The sequence below is a fragment of the Mesorhizobium sp. LEGMi-168a genome (genome assembly GCF_058312955.1).
This window is the reverse complement of the sequence record NZ_JBZEGV010000017.1, coordinates 1-21,681: the sequence shown is the minus strand read 5'-3', so window position 1 is coordinate 21,681 and position 21,681 is coordinate 1. Positions and strand designations below refer to the sequence as shown.

At 64.3% G+C, this 21,681-nt stretch carries 18 protein-coding genes; 12 read left to right on the top strand and 6 right to left on the bottom strand.

Features of this window, described 5'->3' with window-relative positions:
- Positions 1-62: 62 nt before the first annotated feature.
- The 5 genes from AC4FWB_RS21180 to AC4FWB_RS21160 all read left to right on the top strand — a co-directional run bounded on the left by AC4FWB_RS21180 (position 63) and on the right by AC4FWB_RS21160 (position 6,613).
- Positions 63-1,340, top strand: coding sequence for an acetylornithine deacetylase/succinyl-diaminopimelate desuccinylase family protein (locus tag AC4FWB_RS21180; RefSeq protein ID WP_491028204.1), 1,278 nt, complete (start codon positions 63-65; stop codon positions 1,338-1,340).
- Positions 1,341-1,457: 117 nt separating this feature from the next.
- A complete protein-coding gene (locus AC4FWB_RS21175) occupies positions 1,458-2,936 on the top strand; it encodes an ABC transporter substrate-binding protein (RefSeq protein ID WP_491028203.1) in 1,479 nt (492 codons plus the stop codon).
- A gap of 244 nt (positions 2,937-3,180) precedes the next feature.
- Positions 3,181-4,128, top strand: coding sequence for an ABC transporter permease (locus AC4FWB_RS21170; RefSeq protein ID WP_491028202.1), 948 nt, complete (start codon positions 3,181-3,183; stop codon positions 4,126-4,128).
- Complete coding sequence (locus tag AC4FWB_RS21165) at positions 4,125-4,994, top strand: ABC transporter permease (protein WP_491028201.1); 870 nt, start codon at positions 4,125-4,127, stop codon at positions 4,992-4,994. Before AC4FWB_RS21170 ends, AC4FWB_RS21165 begins: the two co-directional genes overlap by 4 nt.
- Positions 4,991-6,613: an ABC transporter ATP-binding protein gene (locus AC4FWB_RS21160; protein WP_491028200.1), complete on the top strand. Its 1,623-nt coding sequence runs from the start codon at positions 4,991-4,993 to the stop codon at positions 6,611-6,613. Before AC4FWB_RS21165 ends, AC4FWB_RS21160 begins: the two co-directional genes overlap by 4 nt.
- A gap of 16 nt (positions 6,614-6,629) precedes the next feature.
- On the opposite strand, the gene AC4FWB_RS21155 is transcribed toward AC4FWB_RS21160, so the two are convergent.
- Entirely contained in the window at positions 6,630-7,061 is a 432-nt protein-coding gene (locus tag AC4FWB_RS21155; RefSeq protein WP_491028199.1) for a TerB family tellurite resistance protein, read from the bottom strand.
- 209 nt (positions 7,062-7,270) lie between these two features.
- Between AC4FWB_RS21155 and AC4FWB_RS21150 the strand changes: the two genes are divergently transcribed.
- From AC4FWB_RS21150 to AC4FWB_RS21135, 4 genes are all read left to right on the top strand, one after another.
- Positions 7,271-8,056 carry a TSUP family transporter gene (locus AC4FWB_RS21150; RefSeq protein WP_491028309.1) on the top strand — a complete coding sequence of 262 codons (786 nt, stop codon included), beginning with the start codon at positions 7,271-7,273 and terminating at the stop codon, positions 8,054-8,056.
- A gap of 50 nt (positions 8,057-8,106) precedes the next feature.
- Positions 8,107-8,277, top strand: coding sequence for a hypothetical protein (locus tag AC4FWB_RS21145; RefSeq protein WP_126093321.1), 171 nt, complete (start codon positions 8,107-8,109; stop codon positions 8,275-8,277).
- A gap of 82 nt (positions 8,278-8,359) precedes the next feature.
- A complete protein-coding gene (locus tag AC4FWB_RS21140; protein ID WP_491028198.1) occupies positions 8,360-9,193 on the top strand; it encodes a helix-turn-helix domain-containing protein in 834 nt (277 codons plus the stop codon).
- A gap of 151 nt (positions 9,194-9,344) precedes the next feature.
- On the top strand, positions 9,345-9,764 hold the full coding sequence (locus AC4FWB_RS21135) for a VOC family protein (RefSeq protein WP_491028197.1): 420 nt from the start codon (positions 9,345-9,347) through the stop codon (positions 9,762-9,764).
- Between the two features lie 309 nt (positions 9,765-10,073).
- On the opposite strand, the gene AC4FWB_RS21130 is transcribed toward AC4FWB_RS21135, so the two are convergent.
- Positions 10,074-11,549 (bottom strand): cobyric acid synthase, encoded by a 1,476-nt coding sequence (locus AC4FWB_RS21130; RefSeq protein WP_491028196.1) that lies wholly within the window; start codon positions 11,547-11,549, stop codon positions 10,074-10,076.
- Complete coding sequence (locus tag AC4FWB_RS21125) at positions 11,549-12,154, bottom strand: dimethylsulfonioproprionate lyase family protein (RefSeq protein WP_491028195.1); 606 nt, start codon at positions 12,152-12,154, stop codon at positions 11,549-11,551. Before AC4FWB_RS21125 ends, AC4FWB_RS21130 begins: the two co-directional genes overlap by 1 nt.
- 138 nt (positions 12,155-12,292) lie before the next feature.
- On the opposite strand from AC4FWB_RS21125, the gene AC4FWB_RS21120 reads away from it, so the two are divergent.
- Together AC4FWB_RS21120 and mmsB are read left to right on the top strand one after the other, a co-directional pair.
- Positions 12,293-13,459 carry an isobutyryl-CoA dehydrogenase gene (locus tag AC4FWB_RS21120; RefSeq protein ID WP_491028194.1) on the top strand — a complete coding sequence of 389 codons (1,167 nt, stop codon included), beginning with the start codon at positions 12,293-12,295 and terminating at the stop codon, positions 13,457-13,459.
- A 167-nt stretch (positions 13,460-13,626) separates the two neighbouring features.
- The gene (mmsB, locus tag AC4FWB_RS21115; protein ID WP_491028193.1) at positions 13,627-14,511 is read left to right on the top strand and encodes a 3-hydroxyisobutyrate dehydrogenase; all 885 of its coding nucleotides are present in this window, start codon (positions 13,627-13,629) and stop codon (positions 14,509-14,511) included.
- Between the two features lie 326 nt (positions 14,512-14,837).
- Here the strand turns inward: mmsB and AC4FWB_RS21110 are convergent, their stop codons facing one another.
- From AC4FWB_RS21110 to AC4FWB_RS21100, 3 genes are all read right to left on the bottom strand, one after another.
- Positions 14,838-16,217 carry an aspartate aminotransferase family protein gene (locus AC4FWB_RS21110; RefSeq protein ID WP_491028192.1) on the bottom strand — a complete coding sequence of 460 codons (1,380 nt, stop codon included), beginning with the start codon at positions 16,215-16,217 and terminating at the stop codon, positions 14,838-14,840.
- A gap of 206 nt (positions 16,218-16,423) precedes the next feature.
- The gene (locus tag AC4FWB_RS21105; protein WP_491028191.1) at positions 16,424-18,493 is read right to left on the bottom strand and encodes a prolyl oligopeptidase family serine peptidase; all 2,070 of its coding nucleotides are present in this window, start codon (positions 18,491-18,493) and stop codon (positions 16,424-16,426) included.
- A 100-nt stretch (positions 18,494-18,593) separates the two neighbouring features.
- The gene (locus AC4FWB_RS21100) at positions 18,594-19,754 is read right to left on the bottom strand and encodes an MFS transporter (RefSeq protein ID WP_491028308.1); all 1,161 of its coding nucleotides are present in this window, start codon (positions 19,752-19,754) and stop codon (positions 18,594-18,596) included.
- Between the two features lie 292 nt (positions 19,755-20,046).
- On the opposite strand from AC4FWB_RS21100, the gene AC4FWB_RS21095 reads away from it, so the two are divergent.
- On the top strand, positions 20,047-21,624 hold the full coding sequence (locus AC4FWB_RS21095; protein WP_491028190.1) for a trimethylamine methyltransferase family protein: 1,578 nt from the start codon (positions 20,047-20,049) through the stop codon (positions 21,622-21,624).
- The last annotated feature ends 57 nt before the right edge of the window (positions 21,625-21,681 follow it).

Below are 21,681 nucleotides of genomic sequence, written 5' to 3'. Positions count from 1 at the left end.
TTGTGTGGCAATGAGCGACTGGCTGCTTGCAAAAGCACCGAGTTCCTCCTTCAATCCGCCGCATGAATGAACGACTCCTCAAGGCCATCGATGATCGGGTCGACGACCTGGTCGCGCTGACCGCCGACCTGATCCGCTTTCCGACCGTCAATCCGCCCGGCGAGGCATACCGGCCATGCGCCGAATATCTTGGTGCGCGATTGAGGAAGCTCGGCTTCGAGACCGAGTTCATCCGCGCCGAAGGCACGCCCGGCGACACCGATCGCTACCCGCGCGTCAACATCGTCGCCCGGCTCAACGGCCACTCGCCCGGGGCCTGTGTGCATTTCAACTCGCATATCGACGTGGTCGAGGCCGGGGAAGGCTGGACGGTCGACCCCTTCGCCGGCCTAGTGAAGGACGGCAGGGTCTATGGCCGCGGCGCCTGCGACATGAAGGGCGGGCTCGCCGCCTCGGTCATCGCCGCGGAAGCTTTCATGGAGGTCTATCCCAACTTTCCCGGCGCCATCGAGATCTCGGGCACGGTCGACGAGGAGACCGGCGGCTTCGGCGGTGTCGCCCATCTGGCCAAGCTCGGCTATTTCTCGAAGCCGAAGGTCGACCACGTCATCATTCCGGAGCCGCTGAACAAGGACCGCATCTGCCTTGGCCATCGCGGCGTCTGGTGGGCCGAGATCGAAACCAAGGGCGAGATCGCGCATGGCTCGATGCCGTTCCTCGGCGACAATGCGGTGCGCCATATGGGCGCCGTCCTGCAGGCTTTCGAGGACGAGCTCTTCCCGGCGCTCGACCGCAAGGTGACGCGCATGCCGGTGGTGCCCGAGGGCGCCCGGCGCTCGACCATGAACATCAATTCCGTTCATGGCGGCCAGACCGAGGATTTCCGGCCGGGATTGCCCTCGCCCAACGTTCCCGATTCCTGCCGGCTGACCATCGACCGCCGCTTCCTGCTCGAGGAAGACCTCGCCACCGTCAAGGGCGAAGTCACGGGCATCCTCGAACGGCTGAAGCGCGAGCGGAAGAAGTTCGACTACGAAATCCGCGACCTGATGGAAGTTCTGCCGCTGATGACCGAGCGCGACGCGCCGGTGGTGAAGGCTGTCGCAAAGGGGATCATGGAGGTGTTCGAGCGCGAGCCGGACTACGTGATCTCGCCCGGCACCTATGACCAGAAGCACGTCGCCCGCATCGGCCACATCTACGACTGCATCGCCTATGGCCCCGGCATTCTCGACCTTGCTCATCGGCCGGACGAATGGGTCGGCATCGCCGACATGGTGGAATCGGCCAAGGTGATGGCGATCGGCCTCAACGTGCTGCTGCGCGGCACGACCGGCTGATCCGGAAAAACATTTCCCCTGGCGCTGCCCGACAGCACGAAACGCAATTTACTCATTGGCCAAATCACGCTTCTATCCGCCGGGTTTGCGCAAATCTCAGCTCATGGGAGTTCAGCGATGAAATTGTGGAAGACCATTCTGGCCGCGGCCGTGCTGTCATTCGCCGCCGCCACGTCGGCATTTGCCGCGCGCACCGATCTCGTCATCGGCATTCCGCTCGAACCCCCGCATCTCGATCCGACCGCGGGCGCCGCCGCGGCGATCGATGAAGTGCTCTACGCCAATGTCTTCGAAGGCCTCACCCGCATCGGGCCGAACGGCGAAGTGCTGCCCGACCTCGCCGAGAGCTGGACCATCTCGGATGACGGCAAGACCTACACCTTCAAGCTGCACACCGGCGTGAAATTCCACGATGGCAGCGATTTCAGCGCCGACGACGTGAAGTTCTCGCTCGACCGCGCCCGCGCCGACAATTCGGTCAATGCGCAAAAGGGCCTATTCGCGCAGATCGACAAGGTCGACGTCGTCGACCCGGCCACCGTCAAGGTGACGCTGAAGAACCCGCAAGGCTCCTTCCCCTACAATATGGGCTGGGGCGACGCGGTGATCGTCTCGCCGAAATCCGCCGACACCAACAAGGAAAAGCCGATCGGCACCGGCCCCTTCAAGTTCCAGAGCTGGGCCAAGGGCTCGTCGATCACGCTGGTGAAGGCCGACAATTACTGGGGCGCGCCGGTGTTCCTCGACAAGGTGGAGTTCCGCATCGTACCGGACGCCGCCGCCGCCGTGCCGGCGCTGCTTTCCGGCGACATCCAGGCCTTCCCCTTCTTCGATCCCGACAGCGTCTCCCAGGTCAAGGACGACCCGCGTTTCCATGTGGTGATCGGCTCGACCGAGGGTGAGACCATCCTGTCGATCAACAACAAGAAGCCGCCCTTCGACAAGCTGCAAGTGCGCCAGGCGATCTCCTATGCGCTCGACCGCAAGGCGATTATCGACGGCGCTTCGGCCGGCCTCGGCGTGCCGATCGGCTCGCATATGTCGCCCGCCAACAAGGACTACGTGGATCTCACCGGCCTCTATCCGCACAATGTCGACAAAGCCAAGGAACTGCTGAAGGAGGCCGGCCTCGAAAACGGCTTCAAGGCAACGTTGAAGCTGCCGCCGCCTTCCTATGCGCGACTCGGCGGCGAGATCATCGCGTCCGAACTGCGCGATGTCGGCATCGATCTTGAGATCATCCCGGTCGAATGGGCACAGTGGCTGGACCAGGTATTCACCAAGAAGGACTATGACCTCACCATCGTCTCCCACACCGAGCCCAACGATATCGATATCTATTCGCGCAAGGACTATTACTTCAATTACGACAACCCGACCTTCGACAAGATCATCGCCGATCTCAACCTTACCTCGGACGAAGCGAAGCGAAAGGAACTGCTCGGCGAAGCGCAAAAGATCCTTGCCGACGATGCCGTCGTCGGTTTCCTCTACGAGCTGCCGAAGGTCGGCGTCTGGGACGCCAAGCTGCAGGGCCTGTGGGAGAATGCGCCGATCCAGGCCAATGATCTGACCAAGGTAAAGTGGACGGATTGAGCCCCGGCCAAAGGCGAACCTTGCGCTCCGTCACACCCCCCTCTGCCCTGCCGGGCATCTCCCCCGCAAGGGGGGAGATCGGTAGTTTCCGCGCCGCCGACGCCCATTCAACGTCGGCGATTAGCGAAAGCGCAAATGAGAGCTCAATCTCCCCCCTTGCGGGGGACATGGCCGGCAGGCCAGAGGGGGGTGGGCGGGAACGCGACGTTTGCCCTGTCGTCGCACTGGGCAATCCGCGCCTCCCATGACCGCTTACCTCCTCAAACGCCTCATCATCGCGGCCATCACGCTGGTGCTGGCCTCGATGGTGGTTTTCGCGGTGATGGAGATCCTGCCCGGAGATCCGGCGCGCCTGATGCTGGGCTTCAACGCCAGCGCCGACCAGGTCGAGCTGCTGCGCAACCAGATGGGGCTCAACGCGCCGCTTGTCCTGCGCTATCTGCACTGGGCCGGCGGGTTGCTCAGCCTCGATTTCGGCCGCTCATACACCTATTCGGTTCCCGTCATCGATCTTGTGCGCGAACGCGTCGTCGTTTCCCTGCCGCTGGCGCTGATCGCGCTGGCGCTCTCGACAATCATCGCCATTCCGGTCGGCCTTTTTTCCGCCGGCCGGCAAGGCCGGGCCGGCGACACGCTTGCCATGGGCGCCGCCCAGCTCGGCGTCGCCGTGCCGAACTTCTGGTTCGCGCTGATGCTGATCTATCTCTTCGCCGTCTGGCTGCGGCTGGTGCCGGCCGGCGGCTTTCCCGGCTGGAGCGCCGGTGTCTGGCCGGCGGTCAAGTCGCTGCTGCTGCCGGCGGTCGCGCTGGCGTTGCCGCAAGCCGCGATCCTGGCGCGCGTAGCCCGCTCGGCGCTGATCGAGGTGCTGAACGAAGACTATATCCGCACCGCCCGCGCCAAGGGCCTGCCCTACCGCGCCGTGCTCTGGCGCCACGCGCTGCGCAACGCCATGATCCCGGTGCTCACCATCCTCGGCCTGCAATTCGCTTTCCTGCTTGCCGGCACCATCATCATCGAGAATGTCTTCTATCTGCCGGGGCTCGGCCGGCTGGTGTTCCAGGCCATCACCCAGCGCGACCTGATCGTCGTGGAGAGCGTGGTGATGCTCCTGGTCGCCGCCGTGATCGCCGTGACCCTGCTTGTCGACTTCTCCTATGCGATCGTCGATCCGCGCCTGAGGGGGCGGCAATGACCATGCGCATCGACCTGCCCGAGGAAACGCTTGGCGGGGTCCTGGCCAAGGCCTTCGGCAACCGCTCGTTCCTGATCGGCTTTGTCATCACGCTGCTGGTGGCCGCCGTCGCGCTGCTTTCCTTCCTCTGGACGCCCTATGACGTCACCAAGCTGGTGATCGCCGACAAAACGCAGGCGCCCTCGCCGGCGCACTGGTTCGGCACCGATCACTTCGGCCGCGACATCCTGTCGATGATCATGGTCGGCGCCCGCAACTCGATCGCCGTCGCGCTGGTCGCCGTTGGCATCGGCATGGGTGTCGGCGTGCCGCTCGGCGCCTTAGCCGCGGCGCGCGGCGGCCTTGCCGACGAGGCGCTGATGCGCATCAACGATCTCGTCTTCGCCTTCCCGGCGCTGCTCTCGGCGATCATGATTACCGCCATCTTCGGTCCCGGCGCCGTCAACGCCATCATCGCCATCGGCATCTTCAACATTCCGGTCTTCGCGCGCGTTGCCCGCGCCGGCGCGCTGGCGATCTGGCCGCGCGAGTTCATCCTCGCCGCGCGCGCCGCCGGCAAGGGCATGACTGAGATCACCATCGAGCACATCCTGCCCAACATCGCGACGCTGCTGCTCGTCCAGGGCACCATCCAGTTTGCGCTCGGCATCCTGGCCGAAGCCGGCCTTTCTTACGTTGGCTTGGGCGCGCAGCCGCCGATGCCGAGCTGGGGCCGCATGCTGTTCGACGCGCAGACGCGCATGGTGACCGCGCCCTGGATGGCGATCTTTCCCGGCATGGCGATCGTCGTCACCGTGCTTGGGCTGAACCTGCTCGGCGACGGCATCGCCGACATCCTCGATCCGAAATCGCGGCGGCAGCGATGAGCCTGCTCCATATCGAGAACCTGTCGCTGACGATCGGCGAGACGCCGATCCTCAAAGACGTCGACCTTACGATCGCACCCGGCGAAGTGGTCGGCCTTGTAGGCGAATCCGGCTCCGGCAAGTCTATGACCGCGCTGACCGTCATGCGGCTGCTGCCGCATCTGGCGCGCACCGGCGGACGCGTCATCTTTGACGGCATTGACATCCTGGGCGCGACGGAGGATCAGATGTGCGCGCTGCGCGGCGACGACATCGGCATGGTCTTCCAGGAGCCGATGACGGCGCTCAATCCGGTCAAGACGATTGGCGAGCAGGTGGCTGAAGGCATTCGCTGGCACACCAAGGCAAGCCGCGCCGAGGCCGAGGAGCGTGCGCGTAAAATACTCGACCGCGTCGGCCTGCCAGAAGCGAAGTTCCCGCTGTCGCGCTACCCGCACGAACTGTCAGGCGGCCAGCGCCAGCGGGTGATCATCGCGATCGCCTGCGCGCTGAAGCCAAAACTCTTGATCGCCGACGAGCCGACGACGGCGCTCGATGTGGTGCTGCAGGCGCAGATCCTCGACCTGCTGCGTGATCTGGTCAGCGAAAACCGCATGGGCCTGCTGCTCATCTCACACGACCTCGCGGTGGTGACCGAGATGGCCGATCGTCTGACCATCCTGCGCCGAGGCGAAGTGATGGAAGCCGGCAATACCGCCCGCACACTGTCGGAGCAGCAACATCCCTACACGCGCGAGCTGGCGCTTGCTTCGATGCATGTGCCGGCGCGGCCGAAGACCCATATTGCCGGCTCGGCAAGGCCGCTGCTCGAAATCGAAGGTGTCAGCCGGGATTATCCGGGCCGACGCAAATCCTTGTTCCGGCCGGCGGAGCCGATCCGCGCCGTCGACGATGTCTCGCTGACCATCGAGCCCGCCCAGTCGGTAGCGCTCGTCGGTCGCTCGGGCTGCGGCAAGTCCACCCTTGCCCGTATGATCCTGGCGCTGGACAGACCGACGGCGGGCGCGATCCGGTTCCGCGGCGAGACCATTACCGGCAAGGCGGAAGCGGAGCTGAGGCCGGCCCGGCGTGACATGCAGGTGGTGTTCCAGGACCCTTACGGCTCCTTCGACCCGCGCCAGAAGGTCGAGAAGCTGGTGGCCGAGCCGCTGCACCTTCTGGAGAAGCAGACGTCCAGGGTCGAGCGGCGCGAGATGGTCGCGCAGGCGCTGCACGAGGTCGGGCTCGGCCCGCGCGACATGGACAAGTATCCCCATGAGTTCTCGGGCGGCCAGCGCCAGCGCCTGTCGATCGCCCGCGCCATCATCACGCGGCCAAAACTGGTGGTGGCCGACGAGCCGGTTTCGGCGCTGGATGTCTCGATCCGCGCCCAGATCCTCGACCTTTTCGCCGAGCTCAACCAGAAGCTCGGCATCGCCTATCTCTTCATCACCCACGACCTGACGGTCGCCCGCGCCATGTCGGACGAGGTGCTGGTCATGCATGAGGGCAAGATCGTCGAGCGCGGCAGCACCGCCGAGGTACTCGACAATCCGCGCTCGGAAGCGGCACAGGCGCTGGTCGCGGCTGCGCCCGACCTTCACCGCGCGATCGCGCGGCGCATGCAGGAACAGGGATAGACGGCCGGCCTGTCCCTCAGCTCTCCGGCTTGACCAGATCGACCGGGCTGATGTCGAGCAGGTCGAGCGTGCGGCGCAGGAGCTTGACCTCGCTTTCGGCAAGCTTGGCGTCGGCCTTGGCGATCTCGGCCATGTGGCGTGCCAGCAGCTTGCGCCGCTCGACGTCGAGGTCGCGGAACAAGGCGATCGCCTGCGAGCCGTTGGTCTCGTAGCCGAAATCGTTGAGATATTCGATGACGCTGTCGATCGAGGTTTCGGGGATGCCGAAGGCTTCCTTGCAGATGCGCCGGAAGGCGGCCATCTCGCTCTCCGAGACCGAGCCGTCGGCCAGGATCATGCGGAACAGCATAAGAAGCTCCGCCGAAAGCACCGGATCGTCCGCCACCTTGCGCACGCCCGGATCGCCGTCGAAGATCGAGCGTATCTGGTCCAGCAGCGCCATCGCCATCAGCCTCCCCTTTGCGATTCCGCTCTGATTGTTAGCGCAATTCCAGGAAAAGTGTGAAACGGTTTTCCGTCCGGAATTGCGCCAAACGAAGGATAGAGCGGTTCGGCGTTTTCGTGAAACGGTGAACCGATCTAGCGTGGAACCGGTCTTGCGCAAACTGGTCGGGCATGATGGAAGCTGCGGCTCCCCTCGCCGTGACCCCCAGCCCGATGATCGACCTTACCCTGCAGACTGTTTTCATACTCACCGCCGCCGCTTTTGCAGCAGGCTTTGTCGACTCGATTGCGGGTGGCGGCGGCCTTATCACCATCCCGGCGCTGCTTCTCGCGGGCTTCTCCCCCGTCGCTGCCCTCGGCACCAACAAGCTGCAAGGCATGTTCGGCTCCGGTTCGGCCACCATCCACTATGCGGCCAAAGGCCAGGTCGATCTGCGCCGACAGCTTCCGTCCGCGCTGCTGGCGCTTGTCGGCGGCGCCGTCGGTGCCCTGTTGGCGACGGTGGTGCCCGGCAACTTCCTGCGCGCGCTCTTGCCGATTCTGTTGATCGCGATCGCGCTCTACTTTGCCTTCAAACCCAATATGAACGACGTCGACCGCGCCGAGCGCCTCTCGCCGTTCTTGTTCGGCCTCATCATTCCGCCGCTTGTCGGCTTCTATGACGGCCTCTTTGGCCCCGGCGCTGGCTCCTTCTACATGCTCGCCTTCGTCAGCCTTGCCGGTTACGGCGTGCTCAAGGCGACCGCCCACACCAAGCTGCTCAACTTCGCCTCCAACATCGGCGGCTTCGTCGTCTTCGCCGCCGTCGGCGTTATCGACTGGAAGATCGGCCTGATGATGGGTGTGGCACAGTTCCTCGGCGCCCGCCTGGGCGCGAGCCTGGCGATCAGGATCGGCGCGAAACTGATCAAGCCGCTGCTGGTCATCGTCTGCCTGGCGCTGGCGGTGAAGCTCTTGGCCGACCCGGCAAATCCCCTGCGCCAGCTAATTGGTGTCTGACGATCCTGCTGGTAGAATTCGTGTGTGCGAATCACGTTGGAGGGACAGACATGAATCTCAGTGCACCCACCCAGATCGTGTTCATTATTTCGTTGGTCATCGCCATCATCGGCCTTCTTGCCGCTCTTGGCCTTCTTGCGTTCATTCCTCTCGCGGCGGTGTGGATCATGCTCATCGCCTATATCGTGCTTGCCGCCGGCTGCCTGATGCGCGGCGCCTGAGCACACCAATCTCTGGCAACTCGAAGCGCCCGGCCCTGCCGGGCGCTTTTGATTCGTGGGCATGGTCTGCTAGGCTCGACCGATGTCCGACGAGACAGAGCGCCATCGACAAGACAATCGGTCCCCGGCCCTCCATTTCGAGATGGTCCGGCGCAAGCCCGCCGCCTCGCTGGCGGGCATTGTCACCGATATCTGCGGCTACCGCGAGATATGGCCCGGCCATTTCCGCATCGTCGAATATGCCTCGCTCACCGTGCCGCTGGTGATCAGCTTCGCCGAGGCCTTCGCCATCGGGCTCGGCCGCGATCCCGGCGACAACGACCGTTTCGCCAGTTTCGCCGCCGGTCTCTATGCCGGTCCTGTCGTGATCGAATCCTTCGGCGGTTCCAGCTGCGTCCAGGTCAATTTCACCCCGCTTGGCGCAAGGCGATTCTTCGGTCTGCCGATGAGCGAGCTCAGAGACCGCATGATCGGCCTCGACGATGCGCTGGGCTTCGAGGGCATCGCATTGCGCGAACGGCTAGGCGAAGCACGGGATTGGGACGCACGCTTTGCCATCGCCGAAGGCTTCGTCGCCAGGCGTCTTGCGGAAGCCAACGCGCTTTCGTCCGAAGTCGCCTGGGCCTACAGGACGGTCATCGCTTCCGGTGGCCGCGCCCGGATTTCGGCGCTTGCTCGAGAGATCGGCTGGAGCCGCAAGCATCTCACGGCAAAATTCTCTGATGCGATCGGCATCGGGCCGAAGACATTGTCGCGCATCGTGCGCTTCAACTGTGCGCTTTCGCAATCGAAGCGGCAGGAAGACGACTGGGCCGGCATCGCCGCCGATTGCGGCTATGCCGACCAGGCGCATCTGGTGCGCGAGTTCCGCCAGCTTGCCGGCGAAACGCCGACCGCGCTCGCTGCGCTGGCTTAGAGCAATTCCAGGAAAAGTGTGAAACGGTTTTCCGTCCGGAATTGCGTCAAAACAAAAAAAGCCTCTGCCCCCAGGGAGGTAACATTTCTTCAAGACGTGGGAAGGGCTTTCGTCGACACTGGGCTCATCGACCGAGACAAGGAGTTCGTTCATGCCCACGGCAACCGAAGCACCCCGCATTTATCCCGCCCTGCGCTACAGGAACGCCGCCCGGATGATCGACTGGCTCTGCGATGCCTTCGGCTTTGAGGTGCGCGCCCGCTATGGCGAAGGCGATATCGTCCACCACGCCGAGCTGACCTTCGGTTCCTCGATGATCATGCTGGGCACGGCCCGCGACGACGACTACGGCAAGATGGTCGGCGAGCCGGGCGGCGGCGGAGGCAAGTCGATCTACATCGCCGTCAATGACGCCGATGCCGCCTATGCCAAAGCCAAGAGAGCCGGCGCCAAAATCATCCAAGACCTGGTCGAGCGCGACTATGGCAGCCGCGAGTTCATTTGCCTCGACCCGGAAGGCAATGTCTGGTCCTTCGGCACCTATTGGCCGAAGGCCGGGGAGAAGGCGTAGGAAGTCTCGCTGAGATTGGGGATGGCGACAGCGCCTCAACTTCGTCATCCACGGGCGAAGCAGGAGCGAAGCTCCGTCGCGGAGACCCGAGGATCCATTCCGTTGCTTCCGCCGAGGAATGCAGCGGAGCAGAATTCTGCACGGTTGCAACGACTTGACGTCACGGAATGGATTCTATGGTCTGCGCGCGTCGCTTCGCTCCTTGCTCCGCCATAGAATGACGACCGCATAGGCGGCTCGGCTAATTACCAAGGCACGCGATCCTCAGGCATATCCGGCCGGTCCAGCTCCCGTGCGGTGGAACCAGACCTATCGCGCCAAGGCAAAGATCGCGTCGCAGTCGAGATGCCTCTCCAGCTCGGCCGCGACCTCGTCCAGCGCGTTCTCGACCTCGGCGCGGTAGTCGATGCCGCCGCCCCTGACGCCGAGGCTTTCCAGGTAGGCGGCGCGGAACGCGTCGGCGGAAAACAGCCCGTGCAGATAGGTTCCAATGACCTTGCCGTCGGCGGAGACCGCGCCGTCCTCGATGCCGTTGATGATCGCCGACGGCCGCGCCGTATCCGGGCCGGTGGTGCGGCCGAGGTGGATCTCATAGCCTTCGAGCGGCAGGCCGAACTGCATCGAATGGGCGCTTGAATTGCGCACCGTCTTTTCCGGCTCCATCACCGTCTCGATATCGAGCAGGCCGAGACCTTCCGCTTCGGTGACGCTGCCTTCGATGCCGTCGGGATCGCGCACCATGCGTCCAAGCATCTGATAGCCGCCACAAATACCGACGACATGGCCGCCGCGCTTGCGATGTGCAAGGAGGTCGCGATCCCAGCCATTCTCGCGGAATTTTATCAGATCGCCAATGGTCGACTTCGAGCCGGGGATGACCACCAGCCCGGCGTCCTCCGGCAGCTTCTCGCCCGGCGGCACAAACACCACCTCGACCTCCGGCTCTGCCTTGAGCGGATCGAGATCATCGAAATTGGCGATGCGCGAAAGCATCGGCACCGCCACCTTCAGCGCCCGCTTCTCGCCGGAAGCGAGGCGTTCGAGCACGACCGAATCCTCCGACGGCAGCCGCGCGGCCGCCCTCAGCCACGGCACCACGCCGAAGCAGCGCCAGCCGGTGAATTTTTCGATCGCTTTGATCCCGTCCTCGAACAGCGAGACGTCGCCGCGGAACTTGTTGATGAGGTAGCCGGCGATCATGCGCCGGTCCTCCTCCGGCAGGATCAGATGCGTACCGGCGACCGAGGCGATGACGCCGCCGCGATCGATGTCGCCGACGAGCACCACCGGCACATTGGCGCGCGTCGCAAAGCCCATATTGGCGATGTCGCGGCTGCGGAGATTGATCTCGGCGGGCGAGCCGGCGCCCTCGACGATGACGAGATCGGCGCCCTCCCCGACCTTCGCCCAGGAACCGAGCACCGCGTCCATCAGTTGCGCTTTCATCGCCTGATAGTCGCGCGCCCGCGCCTCGCCGAACACCTTGCCCTGCACCACGACTTGCGAGCCGATGTCACTTTGCGGCTTGAGCAGTACCGGGTTCATGTGCACCGTCGGCCGGACTCCGCAGGCCAGCGCCTGCAGCCATTGCCCGCGGCCGATCTCGCCGCCGCCGGGCCGGTTGTCGCCAGGGATATGGGCGACGGCGGCATTGTTCGACATGTTCTGCGGCTTGAACGGCCTGACCTTCAGTCCGCGTTTCCTCGCGGCCCGGCAGAGCCCCGCCACCAGCACGGTCTTGCCGACATCCGAGCCGGTGCCCTGCAGCATGATCGCCTTGGCCATCAGTTCCTGCCCTCCGAGCCGATGGTCGACTTCTGCGCCAACGGTCCGTCGCGCCAGACATAGAGCGCCATCAACGGCTCCTTGCCCGTGCGCATGGCGTGACTGACATTGGACGCATGGTGGATGATCTCGCCGGCCTCGCGAGCGCGAAAGCCGCCCTCGCCCATGCGCCATTCGGTGCCGCCGGTCAGCGGAATGTAGATCTCCTCGGCGATGTGATGATGGTCGGGATAGACGATGCCGGGCCCGAGGATCAGCAGGCCGGCAGCGACCGCGTCATTGACGAAATGCCCGCGCATGCCGAACACTTCCAGCCAGCCATATCTGGTCAGGAATTCCGCGCCGAAATCGGCTGCGCTATAGGTCTGGCCCCAGCGCAATTCGTTGCGATGCATCGCGAGGAATTCCGCCAACGGCCTGGCGTCCGGCGGCGCCAGTTCGGCAATACGATCGAGATAGCGAAGGCAAGGAAGCTGATGCGGATCGAGCGGACGGGAGGGCATGTCCCAGTCGATGCGCGCGACCTCATCCGCGACCAGCACACTGCCGACGCCGGCGAGGTAGTTGTGGAACCGGTCCAGCAACTGATCGAAAACTGTCGGCACGCACGGCTCCGTTGATCAATCCATGCACAGCCGGTCCGCGGGCGACCGGGTTGCGCGGCGGCATCATTGGTCTAGATTGATCGCTGCGCAAAGCCAAAAACGACAGGCCACAAGGCCTGAAACGACAGGGAGCACGCCATGGACGCGGCAGTCGATGCGGGCACTGGCCAATTCGAACTCACCGAGGAACAGCGTGCCATCCAGGAGATGGCAGAGGCATTCGCCGCCGACCGTGTCGCGCCGAACGCACTCGACTGGGACCGGGCCAAGCACTTTCCAGCCGACGTGATCCGCGAAACCGGGCCGCTCGGCCTTGGCGGCATCTATGTGCGCGACGATGTCGGCGGCTCGGCGCTCGGGCGCCTCGATGCGGTGCTGATCTTCGAGGCGCTGGCCCGCGCCGATCCGGCTTTCTCGTCCTTCATCTCTATCCACAACATGGCCGCGTCGATGATCGACCGCTTCGGCAGCGACGACCAGCGCCAGCGCTTCCTGCCCAAGCTGACCTCGATGGAATGGCTGGCGAGCTATTGCCTGACCGAGCCCGGCTCCGGCTCGGATGCCGCAGCGCTGAAGACGCGGGCGGTGAAGGACGGCGGCGACTATGTCTTGAACGGCGCCAAGCAGTTCATTTCCGGCGCCGGTGACAGCGACCTCTATGTCGTCATGGCGCGCACCGGCGGCGACGGACCGAAAGGCATTTCGACCCTGGTCGTGCCGAAAGATGCGCCGGGCCTATCCTTCGGCGCCAACGAGCACAAGATGGGCTGGCACATGCAGTCGACCCGCCAGGTCATCTTCGAGGACTGCAAGGTGCCGGCCGAAAACCTGCTCGCCACCGAAGGCGCCGGTTTCGGCATCGCCATGGCCGGGCTCGACGGCGGCCGGCTCAACATCGCCGCCTGCTCGCTGGGCGGGGCGCAGTCGGCGCTCGACAAGGCGCTCGCCTATACGGCCGAGCGCAAGGCTTTCGGATCGAAGATCAACCAGTTCCAGGCGCTGCAGTTCAGGCTGGCCGACATGGAGACGGAGCTGCAGGCTGCCCGCATCTTCCTCTATGCCGCCGCCTCGAAGCTCGACCGCAAAGCGCCGGATGCCGGCAAATGGTCGGCCATGGCCAAGCGCTTCGTCACCGATATCGGCTTCGACGTCGCCAACCAGGCACTGCAGTTGCACGGCGGCTATGGCTATCTGCACGACTACGGCATCGAAAAGCTGGTGCGCGACCTGCGCGTCCACCAGATCCTCGAAGGCACCAACGAGATCATGCGCGTCATCATCGCGCGAGCTTTGATTGGGCGGTAGAGAATTTAGTGAGTAGTGAGTAGTGAGTTGTCATCTAGGACATACTAGAGACTATAGACTATAGACTATAGACTATAGACTATAGACTATAGACTATAGACTATAGACTACTGACTATTCACTATTCACTATTCACTATTCACCACCCAGCTGCACGGAGCACCATCATGACCACCATTGCCTTCATCGGCCTCGGCAACATGGGCAATCCGATGGCCGCCAATCTGGTCAAGGCGGGGCATACGGTGCTGGGTTTCGATCTCGTTCCCGAGAACCTGACTATTGCGAAAGAGCATGGCGTCACCGTGATGGCCAACGCCGTCGCCGCCGTGAAGGACGCCGACGTGGTGATCACCATGCTGCCGGCCGGCAAGCATGTGCTGTCGGTCTACGAGGACATTGCGCCGAAGGCCAAGAAAGGCGCGCTGCTCATCGAGTCCTCGACCATCGATGTCGAATCGGCACGCAAGGCCCACGCCATTGCGGCGAAGCATGGCTTGCCATCGATCGACGCGCCAGTCTCCGGCGGCACCGGCGGCGCCGCCGCCGGCACGCTGACCTTCATGGCCGGCGGCTCGGACGCGGCATTCGCCGCCGCCGAGCCGATCCTCAAGCCGATGGCCGGCCGCATCGTCCATTGCGGCGGCGACGGCGCCGGCCAGGCCGCCAAGATCTGCAACAACATGATCCTCGGCATCTCGATGATCGGCGTCGCCGAGGCCTTTGTGCTGGCCGAAAAGCTCGGCCTGTCGCATCAGGCGCTGTTCGACGTCGCTTCCACCTCCTCCGGCCAGTGCTGGTCGCTCACCACCTATTGCCCGGTGCCCGGCCCTGTCCCGGCATCGCCCGCCAACCGCGACTACAAGCCCGGCTTTGCCGCGGCCCTCATGCTGAAGGACCTGAAGCTTTCGCAGGAAGCCGCGCAAAGCGCCGGCGCGGCGACGCCTCTGGGCGCAGAAGCGACGCAGCTCTACGCGCTGTTCAACGCGCAAGGGAATGCCGGCGTCGATTTTTCCGGCATTATAAATTTCCTGCGCGGCGATAAAACCTAAGCTGCTGCTTGCAAAGAGTTATTAGCCAGTTTTTTCGGCAGAAAGCCGGCAAATTTAGATTTGCTTAAGCTCTCGATAACTCACCGGTAACGATGTGTCTTTAAAACGGACTGCGAGGCGGACATCGCAACCGCCCGGCGCTCCGGATCAAGGTCTCGCGTACCGGAGCCCGTAAGTTTCGCAAGTCTCTCGTCGCGAAACGCCATGCGTATCTGGCAAAGCCGCGTTCCCGTTGGGGCGCGGTTTTTGCGTTTCGGAATGGCTTCGCCGCACGCGGAAGAATCGGGCCTTCGGGCGCCCGTCCTGTAGGGCGCCCGGCGCATTGTTCACCGCTTCCGCAGATCCGCCTCGGCAAGGTCGAGCGCCTTGGCGATGCGCTCGCAGGCCATATCGATCGTGTCGCGCGTCCAGATCAGCGGCGGCGACAGGATCATCGTGTCGCCGGTGGCGCGCAGCATCATGCCTTGCGCGATCGCATGGTCGCGCACAACGACGGCGGCGCTTCCCGACGGCAAGAAGCGTTCCTTGGTCGCCTTGTCCTTGACGATCTCGATCGCGCCCATCAGGCCGATCGAGCGCACCTCGCCGACCAGCCTGTGGCCGGCGATGCGCTCCTGCAGCGCCTGCGCGAAATAGGGACCGGTGTCGTTCCTGACGCGATCGACAAGGCCTTCCCGTTCGATGATCTCGAGGTTCTTCAGCGCCACTGCGCAGGCCACCGGATGACCGGAATAGGTGTAGCCGTGGTAGAACTCGCCACCCTTCTCCACCAGCGTCTTGCTGATGCGGTCGCCGACCAGCAGCGCCGACAGCGGCTGGTAGCCTGAGGTCAGCGCCTTGGCGGTGGTGATGGTGTCAGGCTCGACGTCGAAGGTCTGCGCCGCGAACCATTCACCGGTGCGGCCATAACCGGTGATCACCTCGTCGAGCATCAACAGCACATCGTATTTGCGGCAGATGCGCTGCACCTCGGGCCAGTAACTCATCGGCGGGATTTTTACCCCGCCGGCGCCCATCACCGGCTCGCCGATGAAGGCAGCGACCTTGTCGGCGCCGGCTTCGAGGATCGCGTCCTCGACGGCCTTCGCCGCGCGCAGGCCGAAATCATGGTCGCTTTCGCCGGGCAGCGCGAGCTCATACGCATAGGGCATCATCACATGGACGATGTTGGGCACCGCGCCGCCGAGCTGCTTGTGCATCGGCTCCATGCCGCCCAGCGAAGTGCCGGCGATCGTCGAGCCGTGATAGCCCATCTTGCGCGAGATGATGCGGTTCTTCTCCGGCTTGCCTTCGAGTGCCCAATAGTGGCGCACGAGCCGCAGCGCCGTGTCGTTGGCCTCCGAGCCGGACGAGCCGTAGAAAACCTGGCCGACATGCTTGGGCGCCAGCTCGGCCAGCTTCTTCGACAAGAGCACGGGCGTCGGCGTCGAGCATTTGAAGAAGGAGTTGTAGTAAGGCAGCTCCTTCATCTGCGCGTAAGCCGCCTCGGCAAGCTCGTCGCGGCCATAGCCGACATTGACGCACCAGAGGCCCGCCATGCCGTCGAGGATTTCGGTGCCGTCGGCATCGTAAATGAACGGGCCGTTGGCACGGGTGATGATGCGGGAGCCCGCCTCGCGCAGCTCCTTGTGGTCGGTGAAGGGATGAAGGTGATGCGCGGCATCGATCTGCTGAAGCTGTTTCAGCGAATAGTTCTGATAGGTCATCGGTTTGATCTTTCCTCTTGAATCAATCCGGCAGCAGCCGGGGCGGATTCGTCAGAGGAAGGCAGGCGGCGAATAGCCGATGCGGGCGCACAGCCGCAAAAGCTCGGCACGAAGGGTCCGCGGTGACGGCGTCACCGCGACCCCGAAGGCACCTGATGTGCTGAAGCGGACCATGGCGGCAGCTTATGCCGCCTACACCCCCGAATTCAAGCCGTACCCGCGAGCGCCCGTTGCAGGAAAACATAGCGCATCGCGGTTTGGGCGGCCTGCGGACGGCGGTCGCCGCGCCCGCCATGTCCGCCTTCGGTCTCCTCGAAGAACAACGTCCTGTCGTGGCCGGCGGCCTGCAGCCGCGCCGCCATCTTGCGCGCATGGCCGGGATGGACGCGGTCGTCGGCGGTCGAGGTCATCAGGAGCACTGGCGGATAGGCGGCATCCGCCGCGACATGCTGATAGGGCGAATAGGCGCCAAGCCATGCCGCCTCCTCCGGCTTCGACGGGTCGCCATATTCCGCGATCCACGAGGCGCCGGGCGGCAGTTCGGTATAGCGCAGCATGTCGAGCAGCGGCACGTCGATGATGACGGCGCCGAACAGATCCGGCCGCTGAGTCAGCGACACACCGGTGAGCAGGCCGCCATTCGAGCCGCCCTGGATGCCGAGCTGAGACGCCGTGGTGATGCCGCGCTTGACCACATCCTGCGCCACCGCGGCGAAATCGTCGAAAGCCTTCTGGCGATTACCCTTGAGCGCCGCCTGATGCCAGGCCGGGCCGAACTCGCCGCCGCCACGGATATTGGCCTGCACATAGGCATTGCCTTTGTCCAGCCAGAGCCTGCCGCGGATGCCGGCATAGCCGGGCAGCAGCGGCACTTCGAAGCCGCCATAGCCGTAGAGCAGCGCCGGCACCGGCCCCTTCTGATCACGCCGCCTGACGACGAAGTACGGGATCATCGTGCCGTCCTTCGAGCGCGCCTCGAACTGCTCCGAGACATAGGGCGAGGCGTCGAAGCGCGCCGGCTGCGATTTCACCGTTTGAAGCATCTCGCCATCGTCGTCCGACCAGATGATCGAGCTGGGCGTCAGGAAGTCGGTGAAGGAGAAGGAAACGCTGGAACCGAAATGCTCGGCATGGCCGATGCCGACATTGCCGTTGTCGGGCAGGCCGACCGGCGTCAGCGACCAGCCCTTCTCGGTGCGATCACAAACGACGACCTTGCCCCGTACATTGTCCATCAGGTTGATGAACAGCCGGTCTTGTGTCCTGGCGAGGCCAGCGATGGAAACGCGATGGGCCGGTTCAAGCACGGTCTCGAATGGTCCAAACACGCCGGTTTCGATCCAGCGGTCGAAATCCACGGAGTAGAGCCCGTCGGGCAGGCAGCGCGTGCCGTCGAATGCTGTCCACGGGCTACGCACGCCGAAGACGAGCTGGCCCTTGAAGATCGCCGTGTCGGTGGCGTCGTCCGGCAACGGGACGCGTCTGTTTTCGCCCGAGGGCAGGCGCAGGAAGCTGTGCGAGGTGAAGAAGTCGATGGTCTTGCCAAGCAGCACATGCCGTTTGTCGCCGTCGAAATCCACGCCGCCGCCGACCGCGAGATGCTGCTTCTCGCCCTCGAAGATCGGCGTTGCGTCTTCCAGCTTCGTGCCGCGCCGCCAGAGCTTGATCACACGCGGATAGCCGGATTGGGTCTTGTCTTCCTCCTCGAAAGCCGCCGAGACGATCACCGTGTCCTTGTCCAGCCAGGAAAAACCCGACTTCGAGGCCGGCGCGCGAAAGCCGTCCGCGACGAAGGATTTTGTCGCGATGTCGAACTCGCGCATCTCGCTGGCATCGCCGCCGTCCGGCGACATGTAGAGCAGGCAGCGGTCGAAATCCGGATAGAGCCGACTGGCGCCGCCGAACACCCATTTCACGCCGTCCTCGGCTGAGAGCGCATCGAAATCGATGATCGTCTCCCAGTCCGGCTTGTCGGTCTTGTAGGAAGCAACCGGCGTGCGCCGCCACAGGCCCAGCGCGTTGGTCTTGTCCTGCCAGAAATTATAGACATGGCCGGCAAGGGCCGCCCCAACCGGGATATTGTCCTCGGCCGTCATCAGGTCGAGCGCGGTCTCGAATGCCGCCTGGTAAGAAGGATCGCCCTTCAGTTCGGCGACCGTCACCGCATTCTGGCGATGAACCCAGTCGAGTGCTTCCTTGCTGTCGCGGTCTTCCAGCCAGAGGAAGCTGTCCTCGGCCGCCGGCGCGGGCTGGGTTTTGGTCATCGGGCTGGTCATGCAGGTCTCCGGGATGTCATCTGGCAGGCCTTGCCTACATCGCGTTCGCCGCGCGAACATTCAAGAGCAGATCACCTGAGCCGTTCGGCGGCAGCCTGGCCTACACCACCCGCCTGCGAATGATGGTCGTAGCCGCCAATGCCGCGCAGATCGCGCCGAGCGTCACCGGAAGACCCGCCGCGCCGATGACATCCATGACACCGCCGGTGAGCGGCGGCACGAGGATACCGCCAACGCCCCACATCAGCGAGAAGGCGGCGTTGCCGGCGACCAGCGCCGAGCCCGCAAAACGTTCGCCGAGCTCAATGATGGACATGGTGTAGATGCCGTAGGACACGGCACCCCAGATGAAAACGCTGGGCCAGATCAGCGGCGTCTCGATCAGCATCGGCAGGAGCGCGCAGCCGAGGACCGTCACCGAAACGCAGCCGAACCGCACGAGGCGGGCCGTCAGCCTCTCGGCGAGCAGGCCGAGCGGCACCTGCATGGCGATGTTGCCGGCAATCATCATCGAGAGCAGCGCCGACATGCGCGCCTCGGGAATGCCGTAATGCGTGCCGTAGACGGGAAGCAGCGCCAGCACCGCCTGTTCGAACCCGGCGGCGACGACGACCGCCGACAAAAGCAGCCAGGCGAGCGGCATGAAGCCCAGCACCGAAACGTTCTCGCCGGCCTCGTCGACCTTGGGCAGCCTCTTCACCACAATCGCCAGGCAGGCGCCGCAGAAGAGGAAGGCAAAGATGCCGACCAGGAACGGTGGCCAGCCTTCGGTGCCGACCGCCAGCAGGCAGAGCGGACCTGCCGCGAAGCCCGCCGAGATGATGGTCGAATAGATGCCCATGACGCGCCCGCGCCGCGATGGCGGCGCCAGCGCGATCACCCAAATTTCGCTGAGCACATAAAGCGGATTGGTCACCACGCCGATCAGGAAGCGCAGCGGAAACCACAAATAGACGTCTTGCGTCCAGCCGATCAGCGCCAGCACCAACGCCGACAACACGGCGCAAGCGAGCACGGTGCGCCCTGCCCCGAACCGGCGCGCCAGCCCCGGGATCAGCGGCGAGGACAGAATGAAACCGACCGGCGTCATCGCCGCCGACAGGCCGATCACAGCCGGCGACACGCCCTGCCGCTGCAGGATGAAGCTGAGCAGCGGATAGGAGAGCCCCTGCGCGATGGCGAACACGGATACGGTCGCGATCACGCCGGTGATCGCCGCCCATTGCACCCTCTCGCCGCTCTCCGATTTTGCCAGAGCCATCATCCCTGCTCCAATCGCTCGGAGGCTTAGCCGTTGTCGGCGATTGCCGTAAGGCCCACCGCCGGCAAAAGCGCATGCTCCAGCCGATACCTGTCAGGAGCGCCGGCCCGATGAGAGCGGTCGAACGCAGCGACAAAAGCCGTGCCGGTGCTTCAGCGGCGGCAATTCGGCAAGCCAGCGGATGCCGTTTCGTCATGTCGCTTCCCTCGCCCTAGTGGTCGCCGCCTCCTTACCGGCGAGATTGCCGCCGGTCCATTATGCCGGCCACTTTCGCATCCTCACGAGGCTTCTCATGACTGCCGCCCTTCATCCCGCCGAACCGGCATTGGCAACAGATCGCGCCCGCCGCGGCGGCCGTGCGGGAAAGCGTGCCGGCGGATCGGCGGCGTTCGAGCAGCCGCCGTTCCGGCAGCTGAAGAACCCGCTGACGCCGACGAAATTTGTGTCCGACGACGAGCTGGAGTCGATCCACCTCGCCTCGCTGCGCGTGCTGAAGGAGATCGGCGTCGACGTACTGCATGAGGAAGCCCGCCGCATCATGAAGGCGCATGGCGCCGACGTGCGCGAAGGCAGCGAGCGCGTGCGCTTCGACAGCGACATGATCCTCGATCTCATTTCCAACTGCCCGCCCGAATTCACGCTCCATGCCCGCAACCCGGCGCACAATGTGCGGTTCGGCGGCAACAACGTCATCCTTTCGATGATGGCCTCGGCGCCCAATTGCTCCGACCTCGATCGTGGCCGGCGGCCCGGCAACCAGGCCGACTACCGCAACTTCCTGCGTCTGGCGCAGATGCACAACATCCTGCAGTGCACTGGCGGCTATCCGGTCGAGCCGATCGACATCCATCCCTCGGTCCGGCATCTCGAATGCATCCGCGACCTCGCCATGCTGACCGACAAGGTCTTCCACATCTATTCGCTCGGCAAGGAACGCAATGTCGACGGCATCGAGATCGCCCGCATTGCACGCGGCGTCAGCCGCGAGCAGCTGATGCAGGAGCCGTCCGTCTTCACCATCATCAACACCAATTCGCCGCTCAAGCTCGACGTGCCGATGATGGAAGGCATCATCCAGATGGCGAGCATGGGCCAGGCGGTGATCGTCACCCCGTTCACACTCTCCGGCGCCATGGCGCCCGTCACCATCGCCGGCGCGCTGGTGCAGCAGAACGCCGAGGCGCTCTCCGGTATCGCCTTCGCGCAGATGGTGAAAAAAGGCGCGCCGGTCGGCTATGGCGGCTTCACTTCCAATGTCGACATGAAATCCGGCGCGCCGGCCTTCGGCACGCCGGAATACATGAAGGCGCAGCTTGTCGGCGGCCAGCTCGCCCGCCGCTACAATATCCCCTACCGCACCTCGAACACCTGCGCCGCCAACACGGTCGACGCGCAGGCGGCCTACGAAAGCGTCTTCTCGCTGTGGGGCGCCATCCAGGGCGGCGGCAATCTGATGATGCACGGGGCCGGCTGGCTGGAAGGCGGCCTGCGCTGCTCCTACGAAAAGACCATTCTCGACATCGATCTGTTGCAGATGGTGGCCGAGTTCCTCACCCCGCTCGATCTCTCGCAGGATGCGCTCGGCTTCGACGCCATCCAGTCGGTCGGCCCCGGCGGCCATTTCTTCGGCACCCAGCACACGCAGGAGCGCTACAAGACCGCCTTCTACTCGCCGATCGTCTCCGACTGGCGCAATTTCGAGACCTGGACAGAGGCGGGCTCGCCGACGGCCTTGGAGCGCACCAACAAGGTGTGGAAGGAGCGCCTTGCCGCCTACGAAGAGCCGTATATGGACCCGGCCATCCGCGAAGAGCTCAACGACTTCGTCGAAAAGCGCCGCGCCGAAGGCGGCGCGCCGACCGATTTTTGATCCTTCGTCTCGGCCTGATGAATAGTCGACCCCCACTCCGTCGAGCTACGCTCGACA